The sequence below is a fragment of the Pseudomonas glycinae genome (assembly GCF_001594225.2).
Taxonomy (GTDB): Bacteria; Pseudomonadota; Gammaproteobacteria; order Pseudomonadales; family Pseudomonadaceae; genus Aquipseudomonas; species Aquipseudomonas glycinae.
The window spans coordinates 815,995-833,767 of sequence record NZ_CP014205.2; the positions used below are offsets into that span (position 1 = coordinate 815,995).

Annotated in this window: 17 protein-coding genes and 1 pseudogene; 14 read left to right on the top strand and 4 right to left on the bottom strand. The window is 54.1% G+C overall.

Going from position 1 to position 17,773, the window contains the following annotated elements:
- The first annotated feature begins 14 nt into the window (after window positions 1-14).
- The 6 genes from AWU82_RS03685 (at window position 15) to AWU82_RS03710 (ending at window position 5,374) form a co-directional block, all read left to right on the top strand.
- Complete coding sequence (locus AWU82_RS03685; protein WP_190241536.1) at window positions 15-173, top strand: hypothetical protein; 159 nt, start codon at window positions 15-17, stop codon at window positions 171-173.
- Window positions 170-454 carry a hypothetical protein gene (locus AWU82_RS03690; RefSeq protein WP_064383921.1) on the top strand — a complete coding sequence of 95 codons (285 nt, stop codon included), beginning with the start codon at window positions 170-172 and terminating at the stop codon, window positions 452-454. The genes AWU82_RS03685 and AWU82_RS03690 overlap by 4 nt, the downstream gene beginning before the upstream one ends.
- Window positions 451-723 (top strand): DUF3077 domain-containing protein, encoded by a 273-nt coding sequence (locus AWU82_RS03695; protein ID WP_064383922.1) that lies wholly within the window; start codon window positions 451-453, stop codon window positions 721-723. Before AWU82_RS03690 ends, AWU82_RS03695 begins: the two co-directional genes overlap by 4 nt.
- A complete protein-coding gene (locus tag AWU82_RS03700; RefSeq protein ID WP_064383923.1) occupies window positions 720-3,638 on the top strand; it encodes a DUF927 domain-containing protein in 2,919 nt (972 codons plus the stop codon). Before AWU82_RS03695 ends, AWU82_RS03700 begins: the two co-directional genes overlap by 4 nt.
- Window positions 3,639-3,853: 215 nt before the next feature.
- Window positions 3,854-4,696: a hypothetical protein gene (locus AWU82_RS03705; RefSeq protein ID WP_064384162.1), complete on the top strand. Its 843-nt coding sequence runs from the start codon at window positions 3,854-3,856 to the stop codon at window positions 4,694-4,696.
- A gap of 312 nt (window positions 4,697-5,008) precedes the next feature.
- The gene (locus tag AWU82_RS03710; RefSeq protein ID WP_064383925.1) at window positions 5,009-5,374 is read left to right on the top strand and encodes a histone-like nucleoid-structuring protein, MvaT/MvaU family; all 366 of its coding nucleotides are present in this window, start codon (window positions 5,009-5,011) and stop codon (window positions 5,372-5,374) included.
- 47 nt (window positions 5,375-5,421) lie between these two features.
- Here the strand turns inward: AWU82_RS03710 and AWU82_RS29110 are convergent.
- Window positions 5,422-5,711 (bottom strand): annotated as a pseudogene (locus tag AWU82_RS29110) (hypothetical protein).
- A 269-nt stretch (window positions 5,712-5,980) separates the two neighbouring features.
- On the opposite strand from AWU82_RS29110, the gene AWU82_RS03715 reads away from it, so the two are divergent.
- Window positions 5,981-6,979 (top strand): phosphoribosyltransferase-like anti-phage protein, encoded by a 999-nt coding sequence (locus AWU82_RS03715; protein WP_064383926.1) that lies wholly within the window; start codon window positions 5,981-5,983, stop codon window positions 6,977-6,979.
- Between the two features lie 10 nt (window positions 6,980-6,989).
- Window positions 6,990-7,604 carry an NADAR family anti-phage protein gene (locus AWU82_RS03720; RefSeq protein WP_084777069.1) on the top strand — a complete coding sequence of 205 codons (615 nt, stop codon included), beginning with the start codon at window positions 6,990-6,992 and terminating at the stop codon, window positions 7,602-7,604.
- 98 nt (window positions 7,605-7,702) lie between these two features.
- Here AWU82_RS03720 and AWU82_RS03725 read toward each other — a convergent pair whose 3' ends face one another.
- A complete protein-coding gene (locus AWU82_RS03725) occupies window positions 7,703-9,895 on the bottom strand; it encodes a S8 family peptidase (protein WP_064383927.1) in 2,193 nt (730 codons plus the stop codon).
- Window positions 9,892-10,971 carry an AAA family ATPase gene (locus AWU82_RS03730; protein ID WP_064383928.1) on the bottom strand — a complete coding sequence of 360 codons (1,080 nt, stop codon included), beginning with the start codon at window positions 10,969-10,971 and terminating at the stop codon, window positions 9,892-9,894. The genes AWU82_RS03725 and AWU82_RS03730 overlap by 4 nt, the downstream gene beginning before the upstream one ends.
- Window positions 10,972-12,150: 1,179 nt before the next feature.
- Between AWU82_RS03730 and AWU82_RS03735 the strand changes: the two genes are divergently transcribed.
- From AWU82_RS03735 to AWU82_RS03745, 3 genes are all read left to right on the top strand, one after another.
- Complete coding sequence (locus AWU82_RS03735) at window positions 12,151-12,489, top strand: hypothetical protein (protein ID WP_064383929.1); 339 nt, start codon at window positions 12,151-12,153, stop codon at window positions 12,487-12,489.
- Between the two features lie 219 nt (window positions 12,490-12,708).
- Window positions 12,709-13,038 carry a hypothetical protein gene (locus AWU82_RS03740; protein ID WP_064383930.1) on the top strand — a complete coding sequence of 110 codons (330 nt, stop codon included), beginning with the start codon at window positions 12,709-12,711 and terminating at the stop codon, window positions 13,036-13,038.
- 110 nt (window positions 13,039-13,148) lie between these two features.
- A complete protein-coding gene (locus tag AWU82_RS03745; protein WP_064383931.1) occupies window positions 13,149-13,514 on the top strand; it encodes a hypothetical protein in 366 nt (121 codons plus the stop codon).
- A 24-nt stretch (window positions 13,515-13,538) separates the two neighbouring features.
- Here AWU82_RS03745 and AWU82_RS03750 read toward each other — a convergent pair whose 3' ends face one another.
- Window positions 13,539-14,231 (bottom strand): hypothetical protein, encoded by a 693-nt coding sequence (locus AWU82_RS03750; RefSeq protein ID WP_223290671.1) that lies wholly within the window; start codon window positions 14,229-14,231, stop codon window positions 13,539-13,541.
- A gap of 175 nt (window positions 14,232-14,406) precedes the next feature.
- Between AWU82_RS03750 and AWU82_RS03755 the strand changes: the two genes are divergently transcribed.
- From AWU82_RS03755 to AWU82_RS03765, 3 genes are all read left to right on the top strand, one after another.
- Window positions 14,407-14,760 (top strand): hypothetical protein, encoded by a 354-nt coding sequence (locus AWU82_RS03755; RefSeq protein ID WP_064383933.1) that lies wholly within the window; start codon window positions 14,407-14,409, stop codon window positions 14,758-14,760.
- Between the two features lie 133 nt (window positions 14,761-14,893).
- Window positions 14,894-15,640: a hypothetical protein gene (locus AWU82_RS03760; protein WP_064383934.1), complete on the top strand. Its 747-nt coding sequence runs from the start codon at window positions 14,894-14,896 to the stop codon at window positions 15,638-15,640.
- Between the two features lie 71 nt (window positions 15,641-15,711).
- Entirely contained in the window at window positions 15,712-17,631 is a 1,920-nt protein-coding gene (locus AWU82_RS03765) for an alkaline phosphatase D family protein (protein WP_064383935.1), read from the top strand.
- The last annotated feature ends 142 nt before the right edge of the window (window positions 17,632-17,773 follow it).

The following is a 17,773-nucleotide window of genomic DNA, read 5'->3' on the forward strand; positions in this document are numbered from 1 at the left end:
AAGGAGCTCCACCCATGCACGCCCTCAATCCGTCCAAAATTCGCGCCGCTGCACACCGTGCAATGGCTCTCGCCGCTTTACACGCCAACTCCAGCCTCGCTACACGCCTCTCCCGCTACAACGCTCACATGGCCAAAGCCCGCGCACTCGAAATCGCAGGCGGTGCCCAATGAACAACACCCTGAGTTTTGCCCTGCCCGAAAACCTGCTTTGCGTGAATCCGACCGCAGAAGCCGGTGTACCCATCGACGCCATTACCTGCGCCATTGACCGTGCTGACTCGGTACTGACGCTGCTGGAAGACCACTTCGAAAACGAATCCTCACGCCTTGCCAATCATGTTATTGCCGCCGTCCTCTGGGACGTGCGCGGCACCCTCGGCCTGATCAAAACGCTGGCCATGCACGGTGACAACACTTCGACGCCTGCGGTGCAGAAAGGCGGTGCGCTATGACCACCTCCACCACGCTGGGTCATGCCACCTTTTCCCGTGTTAACGCCACTGACCTGAAGCTGTTTCGCGTCAACGCCGGTGTGCCGGTCGAAGACGCACTGGAGATGGTGTCGTTGCTGCAGCATCACGCGAACCAGCTCAATTTCGACGCTGCCATGAGTGACAACGGCGAGCGTTTCAGTTGGCCTGCTCTGTACCTGGGCGAGATGGCCAAAGCGCTGATTGATGACATTAACGACGCGTTGTTTCTGCCGAGGGCTGAGACATGAGCCAGCGCCCGAACAGCACCGCGAAACGCCCAAGCTTTGCCGACGTGAAAGCCGCCGCGCTGAAAGACATTGATCGTGTCTTGGTGCATTGGCTGCCCAACGGCAAGCGTGTGGACGGCGGTAAGGAATACACGGCCCCGAATCCTACCCGCAGCGACAAGCGCGCCGGTTCGCTCAAGGTCAATTTGAACAAGGGCACCTGGGCAGATTTTGCCACCGGCGACAAAGGCGGCGACCTGATCGATCTGGTGCGCTATCTGGACGGCGGTACCGACGTTGACGCCTGCCACAAACTGGCCGACTGGCTGAACGTTGCGCCCGGCGCCGCCAAGACGAAAGCCGCCCCGAGCAAGCCCAAGGCAGCAACATGGAACGCCATCCAGCCGATCCCGACCGAGGCCATGAACAAGTGCCCGGCCAAGCACCGTGATCACGGTGTGCCGTCCAAGGTCTGGATCTACCGTGACGCGCAGGGTCAGCCCCTCATGGCGCTGTATCGCTTCGACCTCGGCCCGGATGAAGACGGCAAGCCGAATAAGGTCTTTGCGCCCCTGACATGGTGTCAGCGCGCCGATAGCCAAACCAAGCAATGGCGCTGGCAGGGGCTGCCGGATCCGCGTCCGCTGCTGCGCCTTGATGAACTGGCCCAGCGCGCTGACTCACCTGTGGTTTTGTGCGAAGGCGAGAAAGCGGCCGATGCCGCCGCCGAGCTGCTACCGGACTACGTGGCCACGTGCTGGCCGAACGGCTCCAACTCCTGGCACAAAGCCGACCTGACGTCGCTCAAGGGACGTGACGTGGTGTTGTGGCCGGACAACGACGACAGCGGGAAAGCCTGCATGGCTACCGTTGCCGAAAAGCTGCGCGAAATCGGCGCCGCCTCGGTCAGGGTCATCGAGCTGGAGGTGTTCAAACGCAAGCCTACGCTGAAGAACGACCGCGCCGCGTTCGCAAAAGGTGGTCAATGGGATGACGGCGACGATGCCGCCGATGCGCTCGCCAAAGGCTGGACCGCCGGCCACTTCACCGCGCTTGAAAGCGGCGGCGAGCTGTTCGGTGTGATTGAAGAAAAACCGATGGTTGCCCAGGTCGAACCCAAGCCGGAACCAGAGCCGGAAGCGAAATCCAAAGCAGCGGCCAAGCGACCGGCAAAATCGAAAAATGACCTGATGCCGGGAGGCTTTCGCCTAACGCCCGAAGGTGTGTTTTATGCCGGCGACGACGGTGAAGCACGCCCGGTGTGTTCGCCACTGGCAATCCTTGCGCGAACCCGTGACGAGAAGGGCCACAACTGGGGCTTGCTGGTCGAGTTCGACGATCCCGACGGCACCAAGAAACGCTGGAACATCCCGGCACGCACCATGACCGGCGACTTCGGTAAGGACGTGCTCGGCCCGCTGGTGGACATGGGTTTGCGTCTGGCTGGCAGTCGTTCGGGGCGCAACGCACGCAACGATTTGCAGAGTTACTTGGGCGGTTTCGACAGTGCACAACGTGCGCGTCTGGTCACCCGATTAGGCTGGCATGACAACGCCTTTCTGTTGCCCGAGCAGCAGGTCGGCATGCACGCGGAACATCTGCACTTCTACGAGGCCGGCGCGCAGCTTCCGCCGATCAGCGAAGCAGGCACGCTCGAACAATGGCAACAGCAAATCGGCGCACTGTGCATCGGCAATCACCGTTTGGCGTTTGTCGTCGGCGTGGCCTTCGCCGGCCCCCTGCTGCACATGCTCGGCCACGAATCGGGCGGCTTCCACCTGTACGGCGACAGCTCCGGCGGCAAGACCACCCACCTGCAGGTTGCCGCCTCGGTCTACGGCGGGCCGCGTCTGGTGCGCTCGTGGCGCTCGACCGACAACGCACTGGAGTCGATCGCTGCCGCGCATTCCGACGGGCTTCTGGTGCTTGATGAAATCGGCATGTGTGATGCCCGCATCATCGGCGAGACGGTGTACATGCTCGGCAACGGCACCGGCAAGGCCCGCGCCAATGATCGAGGCCAAGCAGGCCGGCAGGTGCAAGAGTGGCGCTTGCTGTTCCTCTCCACCGGCGAGAAGACCTTGGCCCAGCACATGGCCGAAGCCAACAAGGAACTGAAAGCCGGCATGGAGGTGCGCATGCTCGCCGTCCCGGCCGATGCCAGCAAAGGCCTTGGCATGTTCGACACACTCAACGGTTTCGAGGACGCCGCAGCACTGTCCGACGCACTCAAGGCCCGTGTGGCGAACTATTACGGCACCCCGCTCACCGCGTTCCTGACTGCGCTGTGCGAACCCGGCAAGCGTCACGGCTGGGCCGCAATCCTGCGCCGCACGCTGGAAGGCTTTATTGCCCAAGCGCTCCCCGCCTCTGCCAGTGGACAGGCGCACCGTGCTGCCGCCCGCTTCGGCCTTGCCGCTGCAGCGGGTGAGCTGGCCACCGCGATGGGCATCACCGGCTGGCCGGATGGCACGGCCACCACCGCCGCTCGCGTGTGCTTGAACGCCTGGCTCCACGAGCGCGGCGGCGCCGGAAACTTCGAGGGCGATGCGATTCTGGCGCGGCTGCGCCAGGTCATCGAGCGCTTCGGCGAAAGTCGCTTCACTCGCTGGGAATCGGCAGCGGCGAAGATCGATGAACACGGTCCGCGCACCATCGACCGCCTCGGTTTTCGCAAGACGCTGGAGCACGGCATGGGCGACACCATGCACACCACCAACACCTATTACGTGCTGCCCGAGGCGTGGCGCTCCGAGATTTTCCGGGGCATGAACATCAACGCCGTGAACAAGGAGCTGTTGCAGCGCGGCGTGCTGGAGCCGGCCAGTGATGGCAAGGCATCGAGCTTGGTCCGGTTGCCCGGCCTTGGGGCCCAGCGCTGCTACATCGTGAAGAGGATTCCGGGAACGGATGAGAGCGAGGCTCGGGCTGCCTGAAAGCACGTCCGCTGATCGAGGTAGCGCCGGCTTATTCCCGGCCTCGCCAGCCGCTCATTCAACCCAAACCTATTTTTGAAGGAACAAGACAGATGAACGAATTCCACGCTTCTACCGAACAACACGAACTGCTCGGCCGCGAGACCACCGGGCTGGCACGGCCGGTTTCGGACAACGCTGCCGCGACCGGTCATTGTGACAAGAAACAACGGTTGATCGACGAGATCAACCATCTGACCGCCCAACGCGATAAACACCTGAGCGACGCAGAACAGCACCACACCAAGATGGCGCCGCTGGAGGCGCTATTGGAAGGCGACGAAGTCATCGAGGAGGAACGGCTGACCGAAATCCGCAAGGAGCACAGCAGCCTGAAAGTTCCTTACGACGCCAGTAAGCACCGTGCTTGGCTGCTGGATGCGAAGATCACTCGCCGCGAGAAACTGCTCAATCATGAAACCCTGATGGCGGGTTACACCGAGTCGATGGCGAACTGGAAAGCCGACGAACAAGAACTCAACGAAAAACGCGACAGCCTCAGCACCCGCTTGGCGCAGATTCAGCAGCAAGCGGAAGAGGACATGGCCAAGGCCCGGCAAGCCGAAACCGACGCCGCCACCGCCTATGCGCAGGCCGTGGCCTGGGGCGATATCGAAGGCGAAAAGAACGCCAATGCCGATGCGCAGAAGGCTGCGAAAAACCTCGCGACGGCGACCGAACACAATCGGCGCCAACATCTGATTATCACTGCACTGGAACAAGAGCTGGCCATCGTCGACCAGCACATTGCCGAGGCGCAAAGGGAATACGGTTCGATCCAAAAAACAGCAATGTTCCTGGCCCGCACAGTGCTGGAGGAACAATGGAACGAACAAGCGCAAGCGCTGATGGAGTTGGGCGGCAAGCTGTGGAATGTACAAGGCATGTTGGGAGGAGAACACCTCAGCCTGATGAAGCTGGTACTTCCACAAGAAGGCGAAGACTTCCACAGCTGGACCTGGCGCGAGCTGTCGGATCGATCCGGCAAGTACAGCGTGCAAGACATCCTTTCGCTTTAGGGCATTGAGCCACCGAAACAGCCTGCGCAGGTAGGCTGTTTAACACCCACAGGCTAAAAAATGATCATTCAATTTGACCTTAAAAACACCCCCAACTGGAAAGAACTACTGAAAGCACGAATAGTGTCCTTAAAAGAAATGATGGAATTCGTGGACAAACCCCGCATAAAAACGGAATTCGAGATTCTCACTGTAGAACTGTTCAAAGCCGAAATCGTTAGCATCCAAGAGTATCTGAAGCTGTCAGAGCCGCGCTGAACTTGTGAGCCGTACGAACACTCAAACTGTCATCAAACAAACATAGGAAAAAACATGTCCAAACTTGCCGAATACCGTCAGCTGGAAAAACACCTGGCTGAACAGATGCAGGCGCTGGAAGCGCTGAAGAGCGACGGCGCACTGAAGAAAGAGATCGAGTTCGAGACCAAGCTGCGCGAGCTTCTTAATCAGTACGGTTTCAGCCTCAAGCACATCATTAACCTACTGGACCCACATAGCAGCACTCGTCGCCAAGCACCTGCCCAAACACCCGGCACTCGCAAGCCCCGCCAGTTGAAGACTTACAAAAACCCACACACAGGTGAAGTGGTTGAAACCAAAGGCGGCAATCACAAGACGCTGAAGGAGTGGAAAACAAAGTACGGAGCCGATGAGGTAGAAAGCTGGTTGACTAAGTAACATCCGATGAGAAAAAGGCCTCTACCGAGGCCTTTTCTTTATCCTAATCAGCTATTTTTCCTGCAACCTTCAATGTCGCTTTGTTTTTTCAGATCGGTGTCGATGGCAAGCCGATACCTGCAGTAATCAATTATCCAGTTACGTTCTTCCTCTGTGAGTCGTTCGACTTTTCGAATCTCTCCGTCGTTCGCATGGATGTTGTGGAACCGCATCTGAAACGTTGGATGCTTCTTGATGAAAGTATGGTTTCGATATCTCCATCCTCAAGCGCTTCGTAGTACCCAACGTTGAGCACGGCCACCAGAATCAACAAAATCAAGACAATCAGCTTCTTCATTGTTGCGGTGCCGAAGGGAGGAGTAGGTGAGTCTGGCATCAGACTCTTTCTCCTGGCTTGACATTGCTGACTGCTTGCCATGCTCGTCAATGAAATCGGAACATGCTTAGGACGGCATTTAGGCGCGTGCTTATGACATACCTGGTGAGGGGGGTGAGAGCACGATCGACCAAAGCCGAAATAGAGCTTGCAACGGATATCAGGGATCACGAGAATGCAAGAATCGAAACCAAACTGCCATCACAAGAAATATTTCCAGGAAGGATGTAATGACTGAACGCAGTATGCTGATAAAACAATTAATTTCAATTGTCGGAGACTACAAGAAAGGAAAGATCGCTCCTTTCGATGAGGCTCATGTGAGTAAATGGCTAAATCAATTTCCCGCAGAGTCACAGCTGCCATTGCTTAGTGAATTAAACTACGTATTAAACCGAACTTATCTACGCAAATCGGACATAAGTAATTTCTTCAAAGACCAACTCATCACCCCAAACATTCTTTCGGGCATCTTCTTAAAAACATCACTTCTTGACATCCAGGGTGGTGGTAACAGTCAGCGAGACTGCATCGAGATGTTCAATGCCGACCTACAAATGGCAACAGCAAAAACCGCAACAATAAACAGCAGCAATGCTGAGCACTATTTATATCTTGACGATGTAATTTTCTCCGGACAGAGAATGCGAACTGACATTACCAATTGGCTGATATCATCTGCGCCCCAAAACTGCAGTCTATACATCGTGACACACACTATGCACCGGCTATCACTTTGGTTCAGTGAAAACTTCATCAAGGATAAAATTGCCGCCAGCGGCAAGAAAATATCAATAAAGTTTCTCTTCAAAGAACTAATTGAAGATCGCTTGTACTACACATACAGCTCGGATGTTCTTAGACCAGTAGCTAATAACTGGAACGGATCGATCCTAAAGTACATCAACGGGCTAACAAAACCGCCAACATATCGTCTCCCTGGCAGCGTCGGTGATAAAGCCTTTTTCTCTAGCGATAATGGCCGCCAGCTATTGGAGAACGAATTTCTTGCTGCTGGTGCCCATATAAGAGAAATATGCAAACACTTCAGTGTTAACCACCGCCCTCTTGGATATATGAAACTTGAAAGCCTAGGCTTTGGCACAATGATTGTTTCATATCGAAACTGTCCCAACAATGCCCCCCTCGCCCTATGGGCCGGTGATCCATGGTATCCTCTATTCCCTAGATCCAACAACGCACCCGTAGTGGTACGCTGGAACGTTTAAGGACTTTCAAATGAAGCGTAAAGTCGGGATTCGAACATACTTGCGTGAAGAGTGTATTGTTTTCCATAAAACCAAGGAATCATTTGGAGCACTTTCCAATATGTCCAGTGGTTTTCCGATAACCATCAACAATAGACATATCTCTACGTCAGAAGCTTTATACCAAGCCTGCCGCTTCCCGTTCAATCCGTCACTGCAGGAATTAATAATTTCACAAACAAGTCCCATGACAGCAAAAATGCGCTCAAAACCTTATCGGAATGAAACGAGGGCAGATTGGCCAATGGTGAGAGTAAGGATAATGCGTTGGTGCCTTCAAGCGAAGCTGATTCAAAACTTCGCCATTTTTTCTGAAATATTACAAGGCACCGGTGAAAAACCTATAGTCGAGTATTCCTCAAAGGATAATTTTTGGGGAGCGATTCCTCAAGGAGACTCCACTCTAGTTGGAGCAAATGTACTTGGCAGGTTGCTAATGGATCTAAGGCTTCAACTACAACAAAATTTATTTTCGGCCGACCACTTACCACCACCCGAAGTAGACAATTTCTTATTCTTGAATTCTCCTATTAAAGAAATATATCCTCGCATTTCCGAAAATGACTCTTCAGATCTTTTTACATAAGCGACAATAACCATTGAGACTGAATGACTTTAGCAGGAGCGCCGTCGGCGCTCCTATTAAAATCAATCAATCAAACTTCTCAAAACAGCCGACCAAAATCAAACTTCAATTCTACTTCTAACATTTATCGCCTGCAGAGTACGATTCTCTTGCAGTATTTTGTTGTAGATACTGGTATCGCCTTCAGCGCGAATTGTAAGAATCAATGTATAGCGTATAGCGGGTAAATCCTCGCTAATAGCCCCACCTTGCTCTCTCGCATGATATTTAACATCAAAAACTGGGGACTGGAGAGTGGTGCGTTTAAAACGTTGGTGTTTCGAAAGCGTGGTTTCCCACTTGTGAGCATCTTCTCTCAACTCGTACTCACTTGGGTACAGTTTCCCCAGCGAAAAGAAGGGCTTGGTATCAGGATTAGCCCCCTCCATCGTAAACCGATCTTCGTTTGCTCGAAAAGAGATTTCAAGGCCAGATCTAGTGTAATGCAATGGATGTTCAGGATCTACGATGGCACTAATGCAAAATGTCGCACTTAAATGTACCCATGTTGCATCCGTCGATAGTGGAAGAGGTACTGGAATTCGTAAATGTTTGGAGTTTTCAAGCTCACCTTGAAATACAATAGTTGCCTCATCATCGAGGCAAGTAATCACAGACTCAGGTGAAGTCGGAAATTTTCCCCAGCCAACATCCTTCAGGTCATGTACGCCCTGCTTTGCACTATGCACCATCAGAGCTTTCACTGTGTTTGTGGACAGGTCGAAATTCGTGATGGCATCAATGCCGGCAGCCACGCGTAATGCATATGGAGCCGCATAACTGGTGCCCATCGTATCTATGAAAGAATGAATTCTTGGCGAGTAGACTCTGAATAGGTTCTGAGGGGAACCACCAAAGATAACACCGTCTGGCTTGACTACTCCAGGACTACGACCTGGCCCCATGCAACTATACGGAGCCCTAGCCCACCCGTCGTCGTCCCCGTCACTCGCACCAACGGAGAGGCTGTTGACCATATCACTAGGCGGTTGCACGCGACCATAATCGCCTGGTAGATCACCGTCGTTCCCGACTGCAACGACTGCTAGACAGTCACCGTCCTGGAGAAGCGCATCGATAACAGATGTCCAAACATGAACTTCGTCATCATCAATTGCTATATTAGGCCCGAGACTTAGATTTATATATTTATATATTTTTAGCTTAAGTACATTTTCAATGCGGGTAAGAACATCAAATAGATCAGGATCGTCATCACCTTGACAAATAACTCTGACTATATCAACGGGTGTGTAAGGAGCGCCCAGCGAACAATCTGCCCCTTGCGCAGGTCCAAATAAGTAAGCGGAGCATACCTCACTGCCGTGAGCTAGATACTCTGGGTTTGTAGCTTCCATTCCTTCCGGCACGATCTCAGTCACCCAGTTCGAAATCTGATTTCCGTCCCCTAAGCCGCCGTCGAAAATGCAAACTTTGAAATCACGACTCAAGATATCTGGATCCCAATCAGGAAGCTTGACAGTACTACTTACTGGACTGCGAAGCGCATCCGGCTTGTTCATTCTTAACTTTGGAATACTTCTGAGTACTCTAAGTTGAGCAAAATTCGCTAGAGCTTGCTCTTTTCCACGCGGAATATTCACTGGCAAAAATGTCAAACCACCAACAATCTTGGCCTTTTCTCGCCTTACTGCCCCCCCATTTAGAGTTGTGTAGCTATCGAAAGCGCGAACAATATAATCTTCATCAGCGGAAGCATGAATAACCACTTCGAGATTCAAATTTTCCCCAGATGCGTCAATATTTTTTATCTTTTCGTCCGCATCAAAATATTCTATACGCTCCAGAGTTCTTAAAACATCTTCTGATGCTCTCGAGAGCGAGCTCGACTTTAGATCAGTTAGAAGCTTACGATAATGGTCTTTTGTACCCGAAACAAAAACACAACTAGCCAACCCGGCTTCAGGATGTTTTGTAACACCCCACTTCTCGGGCTTTATAGTTACTGCCCGGGATCCGATGTCATCCATCCCGTATGCAGAGAACAACTTCCTCGGATAATAAGATTTTGCTAAATAGGAAGGATGCTGAATAAACTTTACAACTACCTTTCCACCAGCGCACTCAGCGTCTGGTTTGCTCTCTATCTTAATAATTATTTCTTCAAGCTGCGAGCTAATACGCTTTATTGCATCAGATATTGTGTAGGGATGTTTTTTATCACCTCCGCCACCGCCAATATCCACCTTCGTGGTGAGCGTCTCGCCGTACCCGACTATAAAATTGTTCATTGAGCGTCCCTACATTCGTTGTGCTGGTCCATAATTTTTTTTACCGTTGGCCTGCTTATTTTCAGCGCAGTGGATATCGCTCTCTGAGACATCCCCTCGCCTGCGAGTCTAATGACATCTTTCTTTTTAGTTTCTACTTTATTGCCTGGCTTACTTTCAGCGACTCCAGTGATGCAATTGATAAATTTCGCCTCACTTAATATGCTTTTCTTTTTGGCCTTCCTGAGACTTCTATCGATATCACTGTAGGAGACATCACCAAAAAAAAGTGCTAGATCACTTGCGTGATTTGTTAGCTCAGGCCAATAGCTTTTTATATAAGCTTTGCGCATTTCTTCGCTTGGTAGATCAAAGGATATTTCCAAGTCGAACCTACGCCAAATGGCAGGATCCAATAGATCCCCATGATTCGTAGCAGCTATCAAGATCGAAGATTCAGGCCATTCATCGATAGCTTGTAATAACACAGTGACCAACCGTTTAAGCTCTCCTAGCTCCCTATCATCATCTCGCCGCTTAGCTACAGCATCAAATTCGTCAAGAAGCAATACGCAGGGAAATGATGACGCATGGTCAATCACTGCCTTGATATTATTCCCTGTTTTGCCTAGAAAACTGCTCATGACGGTCGCTAGGTCTAGAGTTAAAAACGGGAGACCTAATCTTGAGGCAAGCCAACGAGCGGTCATCGTTTTACCTACTCCAGGCGGCCCCTGAAATAACAATGATTTCGCAGGAGATAAACCTTCGGCCATTAGTCTCGACGCTGAATTCCGCTCAAGAACGACCTGATCCAGTAAGGCTAATATTTCTTCGGCATAAATGGGTGCCTCTTCCATAATTACTGGACTTTCGACTCTAACTAAATTGAGTCGACTATCAGAATCTACAGGAATAGGTTTGACGGGCTGAACGGACCTTAGCCCGCTGGCCGATAATCGAGAGAGTATTTTTTCGGAAAACTCGGGATCTTGGCGACCACTTTTGACCGCTATTTTATGAAGGTGCATCCGTAATGTTCTAGGGTCACCACCCAGCGCTAAATCTATGAGGCTCAAAATTGCTTTACTGTCCATGTTTACTCCGAAAGCTCACGGCTCTAACCCATGGATGAGACGCCGCATAAATTTACCAAATCTTCAAAATACTTTACCATAAATGGTAAAAAATCGAGCAAAATTTACGATCATCTTACCACCTTGTGGCTCAGATCTTGGGCAGCCTCCCTTGCTAGATGTCGGCTCTAGGGTGCGCGGATAATCACTCATCAGTCCGCCTCGCAGTCCTTAGCTACAGCTTGGCTGAAGGTGAGATCGGCGGGCGATAGGATCGATGAAGGATCGCTGCATTTAGTTCTCTGTTGGTCGCTCCCCACTCGCCTAATCCCAACAGCATTGGCTGAATGGCTACTAAAGGATAAAAATAGCCAGTCAAAGTTGACCATTGCCCCCTATACCGTATGTGAGTGCCTCATACGAAGCGTTACACGACTCGGGTCAGTAACACGTTCTTCTGCCGACTACAAATCGCAGTGTTACTCGTTAAATAATCAATAAATTCATACAGTTAGAGAATAGCGTTACACCCGTAACCTTCGTAACACGGATGTTCAAGATGTCAGTCACCCCAGCTCCCCCGGAAGCGTGATCCCCCAGCGACGGATAGCCCCAAACTCCATACAAGCTCAGGGGACACTGAGGTTTTCATCTGAGCATGGGGTCGGGAACCCGCCGGACTTTGTTAGCGTACAGGTATCCAGCTTAGTGAACAGGTGAACCGCGTGAACACACAGTTCACCAGTGCAATTGCACAAGACGATGAGAGGTCGCCGGGGACCCTGAGCATTTCTGAATGACACGGGGCACAAAACCCGCGTGATCTTGAGACTGGCTGACTTTTTTGCATTGGTTGACAGGTTGACACGGTTGACGATCGAAGACGTGCGGAATCATCAACACGACAGGCCATCATTACCGACGCTGTAACGATGGCCTTTTTTCAACGAAATCCTTTCGATTTCAATGATTGAAATTCAATAAGCTCGAAGTCGTGCCGCTAACAAGATCCCGCGGGTTTCCGACCCCGTGCCACTAGGATAATGCCAGGGTCCCCGGCGACATTTGGCTAGAAACGAACCCCGGTCCTCAGACGCACAAAACATTCCTTCGGTAGACTGATTCGCTTATGCTGGAAGGCATGTAAAAGCTAGGTTTTTCAGTGCTTAGCAAATTTCTGCGATCTGAAAGGGTAACCACATGGCATGGACAATTGAGAAAGCACTGGACGATAAATCGATCGATCGCACAGAGAAAACGCTCAGAGGCTATTCATTCTGGCTTAAGGGAATTCCTACAGAGATCCAGGTCGTCTTGTACGTAAACCCGGCACAAGGTGGGTTTAACTATCACCTCAGTCATCTGATAAAGGCACCCGGACAAGCGGGGACGTACTTCCCAAGCAGACAGTGGGGAGATGATGAGGCTTACGCTCTCCAGTCGGCCGTACGCGCGATCACTGATTACTACAATATTGCGGTCAAGAACGGCCACATGCCTAGACCGGAGTGGCTGATCAAGAACCCATCCGGCATTTAGGCACGAGCTACGGATATATCAGAGCAACAGGGGATGTAGTTTTGTATCCCTGCTTGTATCCCTAACTACCAAACTTCACTGCAGACCTTGAATTATATGGAACCCGACAGTCTCCCTCGGGCACCAAAATTAAGAAAGGTCTTGCTTAGCAAGGCCTTTTTTTTCGTCTGTCGGAAAGAGCCGACAGGCCTCCGGCGAGATCTCACACAGGTTCACCCCATGGAAACGTCACTGGAAACCGTCGCCCTGTTCTCCCTCAAACTCGCGTACGAGGAAGAAGGTCTGAGCCCGATTCTGCGCGATGACATGGTCATGGGCGACTATCAGAAAGACGTGTTCGAACTGCTGGTGCGCCGGGGTGATGTCGAGACGATCCGGTTCAAGATGAACGAGTGTCTGGCGCTGGCGATGGATGCGTTGGGTGGCGTCGAGAAACCGTTGGGGCGGGAACTGCACAAGTTGTCGACCGACTTCAGTCAGGCGCAATCGCTGGAGCAACTGGATCAGCCGCTCCTCGCGCTCAAGGGTTATTTGAAGGACATTCTTTAAGCTACGCAGATGAAGAAAGTGGCGCGCAGCTTCTATTTTGATATCTTGCCGTCCACTCGCCAGAGGCCGGTCAACCGCCTCTGTTATCGCGCACTCGGGAGTAAACCAAAATGGATGCTGTGTTGTGCTTGCTGGTGATGGCTGGAACCTGGCTGTGGGTAGTGAAGCAACGGGGTGAGTGGAACCTGTTGCTTGCCAACCTTGCCGGCGCCGGAAGTGGCGTGGTTACCGGCATTGTGTTCACGCTGATTTACGACGCAATCATTGGTACGTCGATGGCGACACCCAACCTGAATCGCAGTCTGTTGGTGTTCATCACCAGCGCGGGCGTTCTGGCGGGGGTATGGCTGTGGATTGCCAATCGCCGTCAACCCGAACATCCGGTTGCACGTCAGTTGCTCGGCGCGGTGTGTGGCCTGGTCGCCGGCATGGCGACCCTGCTGTTTCTGGCGGTGAATTATTTCCCCCACACGTGACAGGACGGCGTGACTGCTTTGCAGTCAGCGCCGAGCCTTCAACACCCGAATATCCGTCGCAAACCCATCCGCACCGACAATTTTCTTCCAGCCCACATACTGGAACTCGCCCCGCTCATCGATGTAATCGCCCTTCTCCACCGATCTGCCGCCGACGATCGCCACACGCTTTTCCTCGCCACACCCGCCATCCGACGGCCGCACGGTGTAGATCACATACGGCTTCACATATTGCGTGGCACGAAAATATTGGCCGCAGACTTCATCGACGGTAATCAGCATGGTTTTCAGGGGCGCTTCGCCGTCCATGTCTTCGTGAAGTTTGAGGAAGGAGATTTCGCCGACATCGCTGTAGCCGAGTGAACGGGCGCGTTGGTATTCGGGGGAGTTCTGGTGGGCGATGCGGCCTTGCTCCGCGGCCTGGTTCATTCTGTCGGCGAACTCGGCTTTGCCACGGGCAATCATCGCATCGGCCTCGGCCGCCACGTTTTCGCATTGAGCGAATTCCCGGGAGGCGAGGTACTGGGGCGGCAGGTTCGGGCGGTGCTCATTCATGCTCCCTTGGCTGTTCTCCAGATCGCCCATCACCTCAAAGGCACCGGGCACGCGACCGCTTTGGACGTCGGCCATTTTTTCCTGCATGCGCTGACAGTTGGCGAGGTAATACTTCCAGCTGTTTTCCGGGTGCTCTTTCCAGGCGGCGAATGCCGGAGTCATGGCGCTGGCGAAAGTGATTGCGCACAGCAGGCGTAGAGCAGGGGCGACTTTTGACATGAGTAGTCCATTACAGGAATCAGGAAAGTGGCGCGAAGCTACTATTTTGCTATCTTGCCGTCCAGTGTCGGCCCGGGAGCCATGGGCCTGACGAAACTGATTCAAAAGGAGGGGTGCGATGGATGCAGCGTTTTGTCTTTTAGCCTGGGTGGCCATGTGGGTGTGGGTGGTCAAACATCGTGGCACCTGGAACCTGTTCCTCGCCAACCTGCTGGGCGCTGCCAGCGGCATGCTGGTAGGTCTGGTGGTCTCGGAGTTCTACATCGGTCTGTTCGGGTCGAGCCGTCCGCACGTAACCGGTCTGACGACCACATTGCTGGAAATGATGACGACCGCGGCCGCGCTGGTCGGCGTATGGATGCTGGTCGCCCGACGCTCGCAAGTCGAGCCCCTGATTGCGCGGCAGCTGCTGGCAGGCCTTTGCGGCACAGTGGCCGGCATTACCGCTCTGGCGTTTTTTGCGCTCAAGTGATCTGTATCGACACGGCGTGTGAAGGTTCTTGTGGCGCCAGAAATCTATTTTGATATCTTGCCGCCCATCTTTCAGTGCTCGTTATCGGAACGGCGCTGATATCCGGCTTCAGCAGGTTTAAGGAAAGGATCGAATGGAGTTTCTGCGTTTTCTGGCATTTGTCGCGGCCTGGGGTTTCATGTGGCGCTGGGTGGTGAAAAACCGCGGCAGCTGGAATCTGTTTTACGCCAACCTGGTCGGTGTCGCGGGCGGTTTCATTGTTTCGATGGTTGTGCTGGCGATCACTTTTTCATTGTTCCCTTCGGCGCATCGCTACGAAGCCGCGCAGACTGAAAACGTCGTGGCGCAGCGGGAAGCCGAGCCGACCTCGCTGCTGCCGGAAGCCGAGGCGGTTGCGAGCCCTGCTGCGCTGAAAGATGCTCCGGTGTTTGCCGCTATCGAGCCGGACAACAAGCCCTCTCCAGCGGATTCCGCGTTGCTGCCGAACTATGCCAGTCGCGCGCCGAAGACGATGTCGGTGCAAACCGTGATCGACCAGAGTGACGATGAGGGGCGCAAGGCCCTGACGGCGCTGAGCAAAAAACTGCGCGCCGACGTCCAGGGCGACAAGTCGATGCTCGCGTATGTCATGTGCAGCCCGTTCGTGACCAGCACATTGCGCTTCCCCGCGTCTGCCCGCTTTGCCGACAGCAAAAGCCTGACGCCGCAACGCTTCAAGGATCAGGTTTACACCTTCAGCAATACCGTCACCGCACGGAACATGAATGGCGACGATGTGAAGTACCGCTTCGACTGCTCCGTACAGGAACAGCCAAGCGTCGACGCGACACCTGCCGAATGGCGCCTGTTGGCGCTGAAGCTGGAAAAAACAGGCTCTTAAGCCTGGTTTAAGGGTTCGAGGCGCTGGCTGCGCTATCATCGCCGGCCTGTGCGCCTTGAGCTTTTCCCCCGATGCCTCCGACACCTGATGACCTGAGCCCGTTGCCCGCTGTTCTGGCCGGGCCGTTGCTGCGACGGCTGGAACCGACGCGCATCGTTCTTTGGCTGGTCGGCAGCCGCGAGCTGTCGTTGACCTTGCGTCTGCAAGGCGTAGGGAACATTCCTCTCGATAGCGGGAAATGCACCGTCATTCCGGTAGGCACCCGGGCGTTTGTTCACCTCATCGATGTCCCCCTCGAAACCGCCCTACCCTGCGATACCCGCATCGACTACGACCTGTTGATCGATGGCCAGCAGCCCATCGCCGACTGGGCGCCACACCTGCTCTACGACGACGCCACCAGCCCGAACTTCGTCCTGCGCTCGCGCATCGACCAGTTGCTCCATGGATCCTGCCGCAAACCCCATCACCCGGCCGCCGACGGCCTGCTCTGTGTTGACCGGTTGCTGGCCGCCGAAACCGATCCGCAGCAACGTCCCGCCCTGTTGATGATGAGCGGTGATCAGGTTTACGCCGACGATGTGGCCGGTCCGATGTTGCGTGCGATTCATGCCTTGATCGAGCGCCTCGGTCTGTTCGGTGAACACCTCGAAGGCGCGGTGGTCAGCGGCAGCGCCAAGCTCTACGAACACCCGGCCAGCTACTACCACCGTGCGGATTTGCTGCCGGCACTCGAGAGCAACGAGACACTGCGCGAGCGTTTCTTCGGCGGGGCGCGCAAGCCGATTTTCACCAGCAGCAGCGCCGACAATCACCTCGTGACGTTTGCCGAAGTCATGGCGATGTATTTGCTGGTGTGGTCGCCAACGCCCTGGGCGCTGGTCAACCCGCAGCCGCCGGCACTGACGCCGGAACGCCTCAAGCGCTACGCCCTCGAAAAGACCCGCATCGACGGATTCAAGGACGGCCTCGGCCAGGTGGCCCGGGCATTGGCGCATCTGCCGAGCCTGATGATCTTCGATGACCACGACATCACCGATGACTGGAACCTGTCCGCGCAATGGGAGGAAACGGCCTACGGCCACCCGTTCTCCAAGCGCATCATCGGCAACGCGCTGATCGCCTACATGCTGTGTCAGGGCTGGGGCAACAATCCGGATGCATTCGGCGCAGTGCTGGAGAAAACCCGAGGCCTGAGCGCCAGCGGTGACGACGCCTATCTCGACACAACCGCGCAGGACGAATTGATCGATGAACTGCTGCGCTTTCAGCAATGGCATTTCGTAATGCCAACCAGCCCGGCGCTGGTGGTACTCGACACCCGAACCCGACGCTGGCGCAGCGAAATGGCGCTCAAGCAACCGTCGGGTCTGCTGGACTGGGAAGCCTTGAGCGAACTGCAGCAGGAACTGCTCGACCACCCTTCGGCGATCATCGTTTCGCCGGCACCGATCTTTGGCGTGAAGCTGATCGAAACCGTGCAGCGAGTGTTCAGCTGGTGCGGTTATCCACTGCTGGTGGACGCGGAAAACTGGATGGCCCATCGCGGCGCAGCTCAGGTGATCCTGAACATTTTCCGACACTCGCGTACACCGGGCAGTTACGTGGTGCTGTCAGGCGACGTGCATTATTCGTTCGTCTACGAAGTCCTGATCCGACACCGCAAGGCCGGCCCGCGCATCTGGCAAATCACCAGCAGCGGCATCAAAAACGAGTTCCCGCCGACCCTGCTGGAATGGTTCGACCGCCTCAACCGCTGGCTCTACTCACCACGCTCGCCGCTCAACTGGCTGACCAAACGCCGCCGCATGCGCATCGTTCCGTATGTGCCGGAACACGCCGAAGCGGGTGAACGGCTGTGGAATTCGGCGGGGATTGGTCAGGTGTTTTTCAATCAACAGGGGCAGCCGAACGACATCATCCAGCACAACGCGAATGGCGCACCGAAGACCCGGATGCTGGCGCCGGATTTGTCGGACTACCCTGATTAGAAAAATCTCACGTAGACAGTGAGAAGGATGGCAGGCTCGCCGGAATCAGCTTACAGAAGACCCAGAAACGTCTCGATGAGACTTCGGTGATACTCAGCACACCGCAGGCAGTCCGTCTGTGGCACAACCACTGATAGGTATC

Bases quoted from the DNA above. Each gene is read 5' to 3' on its own strand.
- AWU82_RS03765 (WP_064383935.1), top strand. From the start codon at position 15,712: ATGCCTCCGACACCTGATGACCTGAGCCCGTTGCCCGCTGTTCTGGCC.
- AWU82_RS03715 (WP_064383926.1), top strand. From the start codon at position 5,981: ATGACTGAACGCAGTATGCTGATAAAACAATTAATTTCAATTGTCGGA.
- AWU82_RS03740 (WP_064383930.1), top strand. From the start codon at position 12,709: ATGGAAACGTCACTGGAAACCGTCGCCCTGTTCTCCCTCAAACTCGCG.
- AWU82_RS03700 (WP_064383923.1), top strand. From the start codon at position 720: ATGAGCCAGCGCCCGAACAGCACCGCGAAACGCCCAAGCTTTGCCGAC.
- AWU82_RS03725 (WP_064383927.1), bottom strand. From the start codon at position 9,895: ATGAACAATTTTATAGTCGGGTACGGCGAGACGCTCACCACGAAGGTG.
- AWU82_RS03750 (WP_223290671.1), bottom strand. From the start codon at position 14,231: ATGACTCCGGCATTCGCCGCCTGGAAAGAGCACCCGGAAAACAGCTGG.
- AWU82_RS03745 (WP_064383931.1), top strand. From the start codon at position 13,149: ATGGATGCTGTGTTGTGCTTGCTGGTGATGGCTGGAACCTGGCTGTGG.
- AWU82_RS03730 (WP_064383928.1), bottom strand. From the start codon at position 10,971: ATGGACAGTAAAGCAATTTTGAGCCTCATAGATTTAGCGCTGGGTGGT.
- AWU82_RS03735 (WP_064383929.1), top strand. From the start codon at position 12,151: ATGGCATGGACAATTGAGAAAGCACTGGACGATAAATCGATCGATCGC.
- AWU82_RS03720 (WP_084777069.1), top strand. From the start codon at position 6,990: ATGAAGCGTAAAGTCGGGATTCGAACATACTTGCGTGAAGAGTGTATT.
- AWU82_RS03755 (WP_064383933.1), top strand. From the start codon at position 14,407: ATGGATGCAGCGTTTTGTCTTTTAGCCTGGGTGGCCATGTGGGTGTGG.
- AWU82_RS03690 (WP_064383921.1), top strand. From the start codon at position 170: ATGAACAACACCCTGAGTTTTGCCCTGCCCGAAAACCTGCTTTGCGTG.
- AWU82_RS03760 (WP_064383934.1), top strand. From the start codon at position 14,894: ATGGAGTTTCTGCGTTTTCTGGCATTTGTCGCGGCCTGGGGTTTCATG.
- AWU82_RS03695 (WP_064383922.1), top strand. From the start codon at position 451: ATGACCACCTCCACCACGCTGGGTCATGCCACCTTTTCCCGTGTTAAC.
- AWU82_RS03685 (WP_190241536.1), top strand. From the start codon at position 15: ATGCACGCCCTCAATCCGTCCAAAATTCGCGCCGCTGCACACCGTGCA.
- AWU82_RS03710 (WP_064383925.1), top strand. From the start codon at position 5,009: ATGTCCAAACTTGCCGAATACCGTCAGCTGGAAAAACACCTGGCTGAA.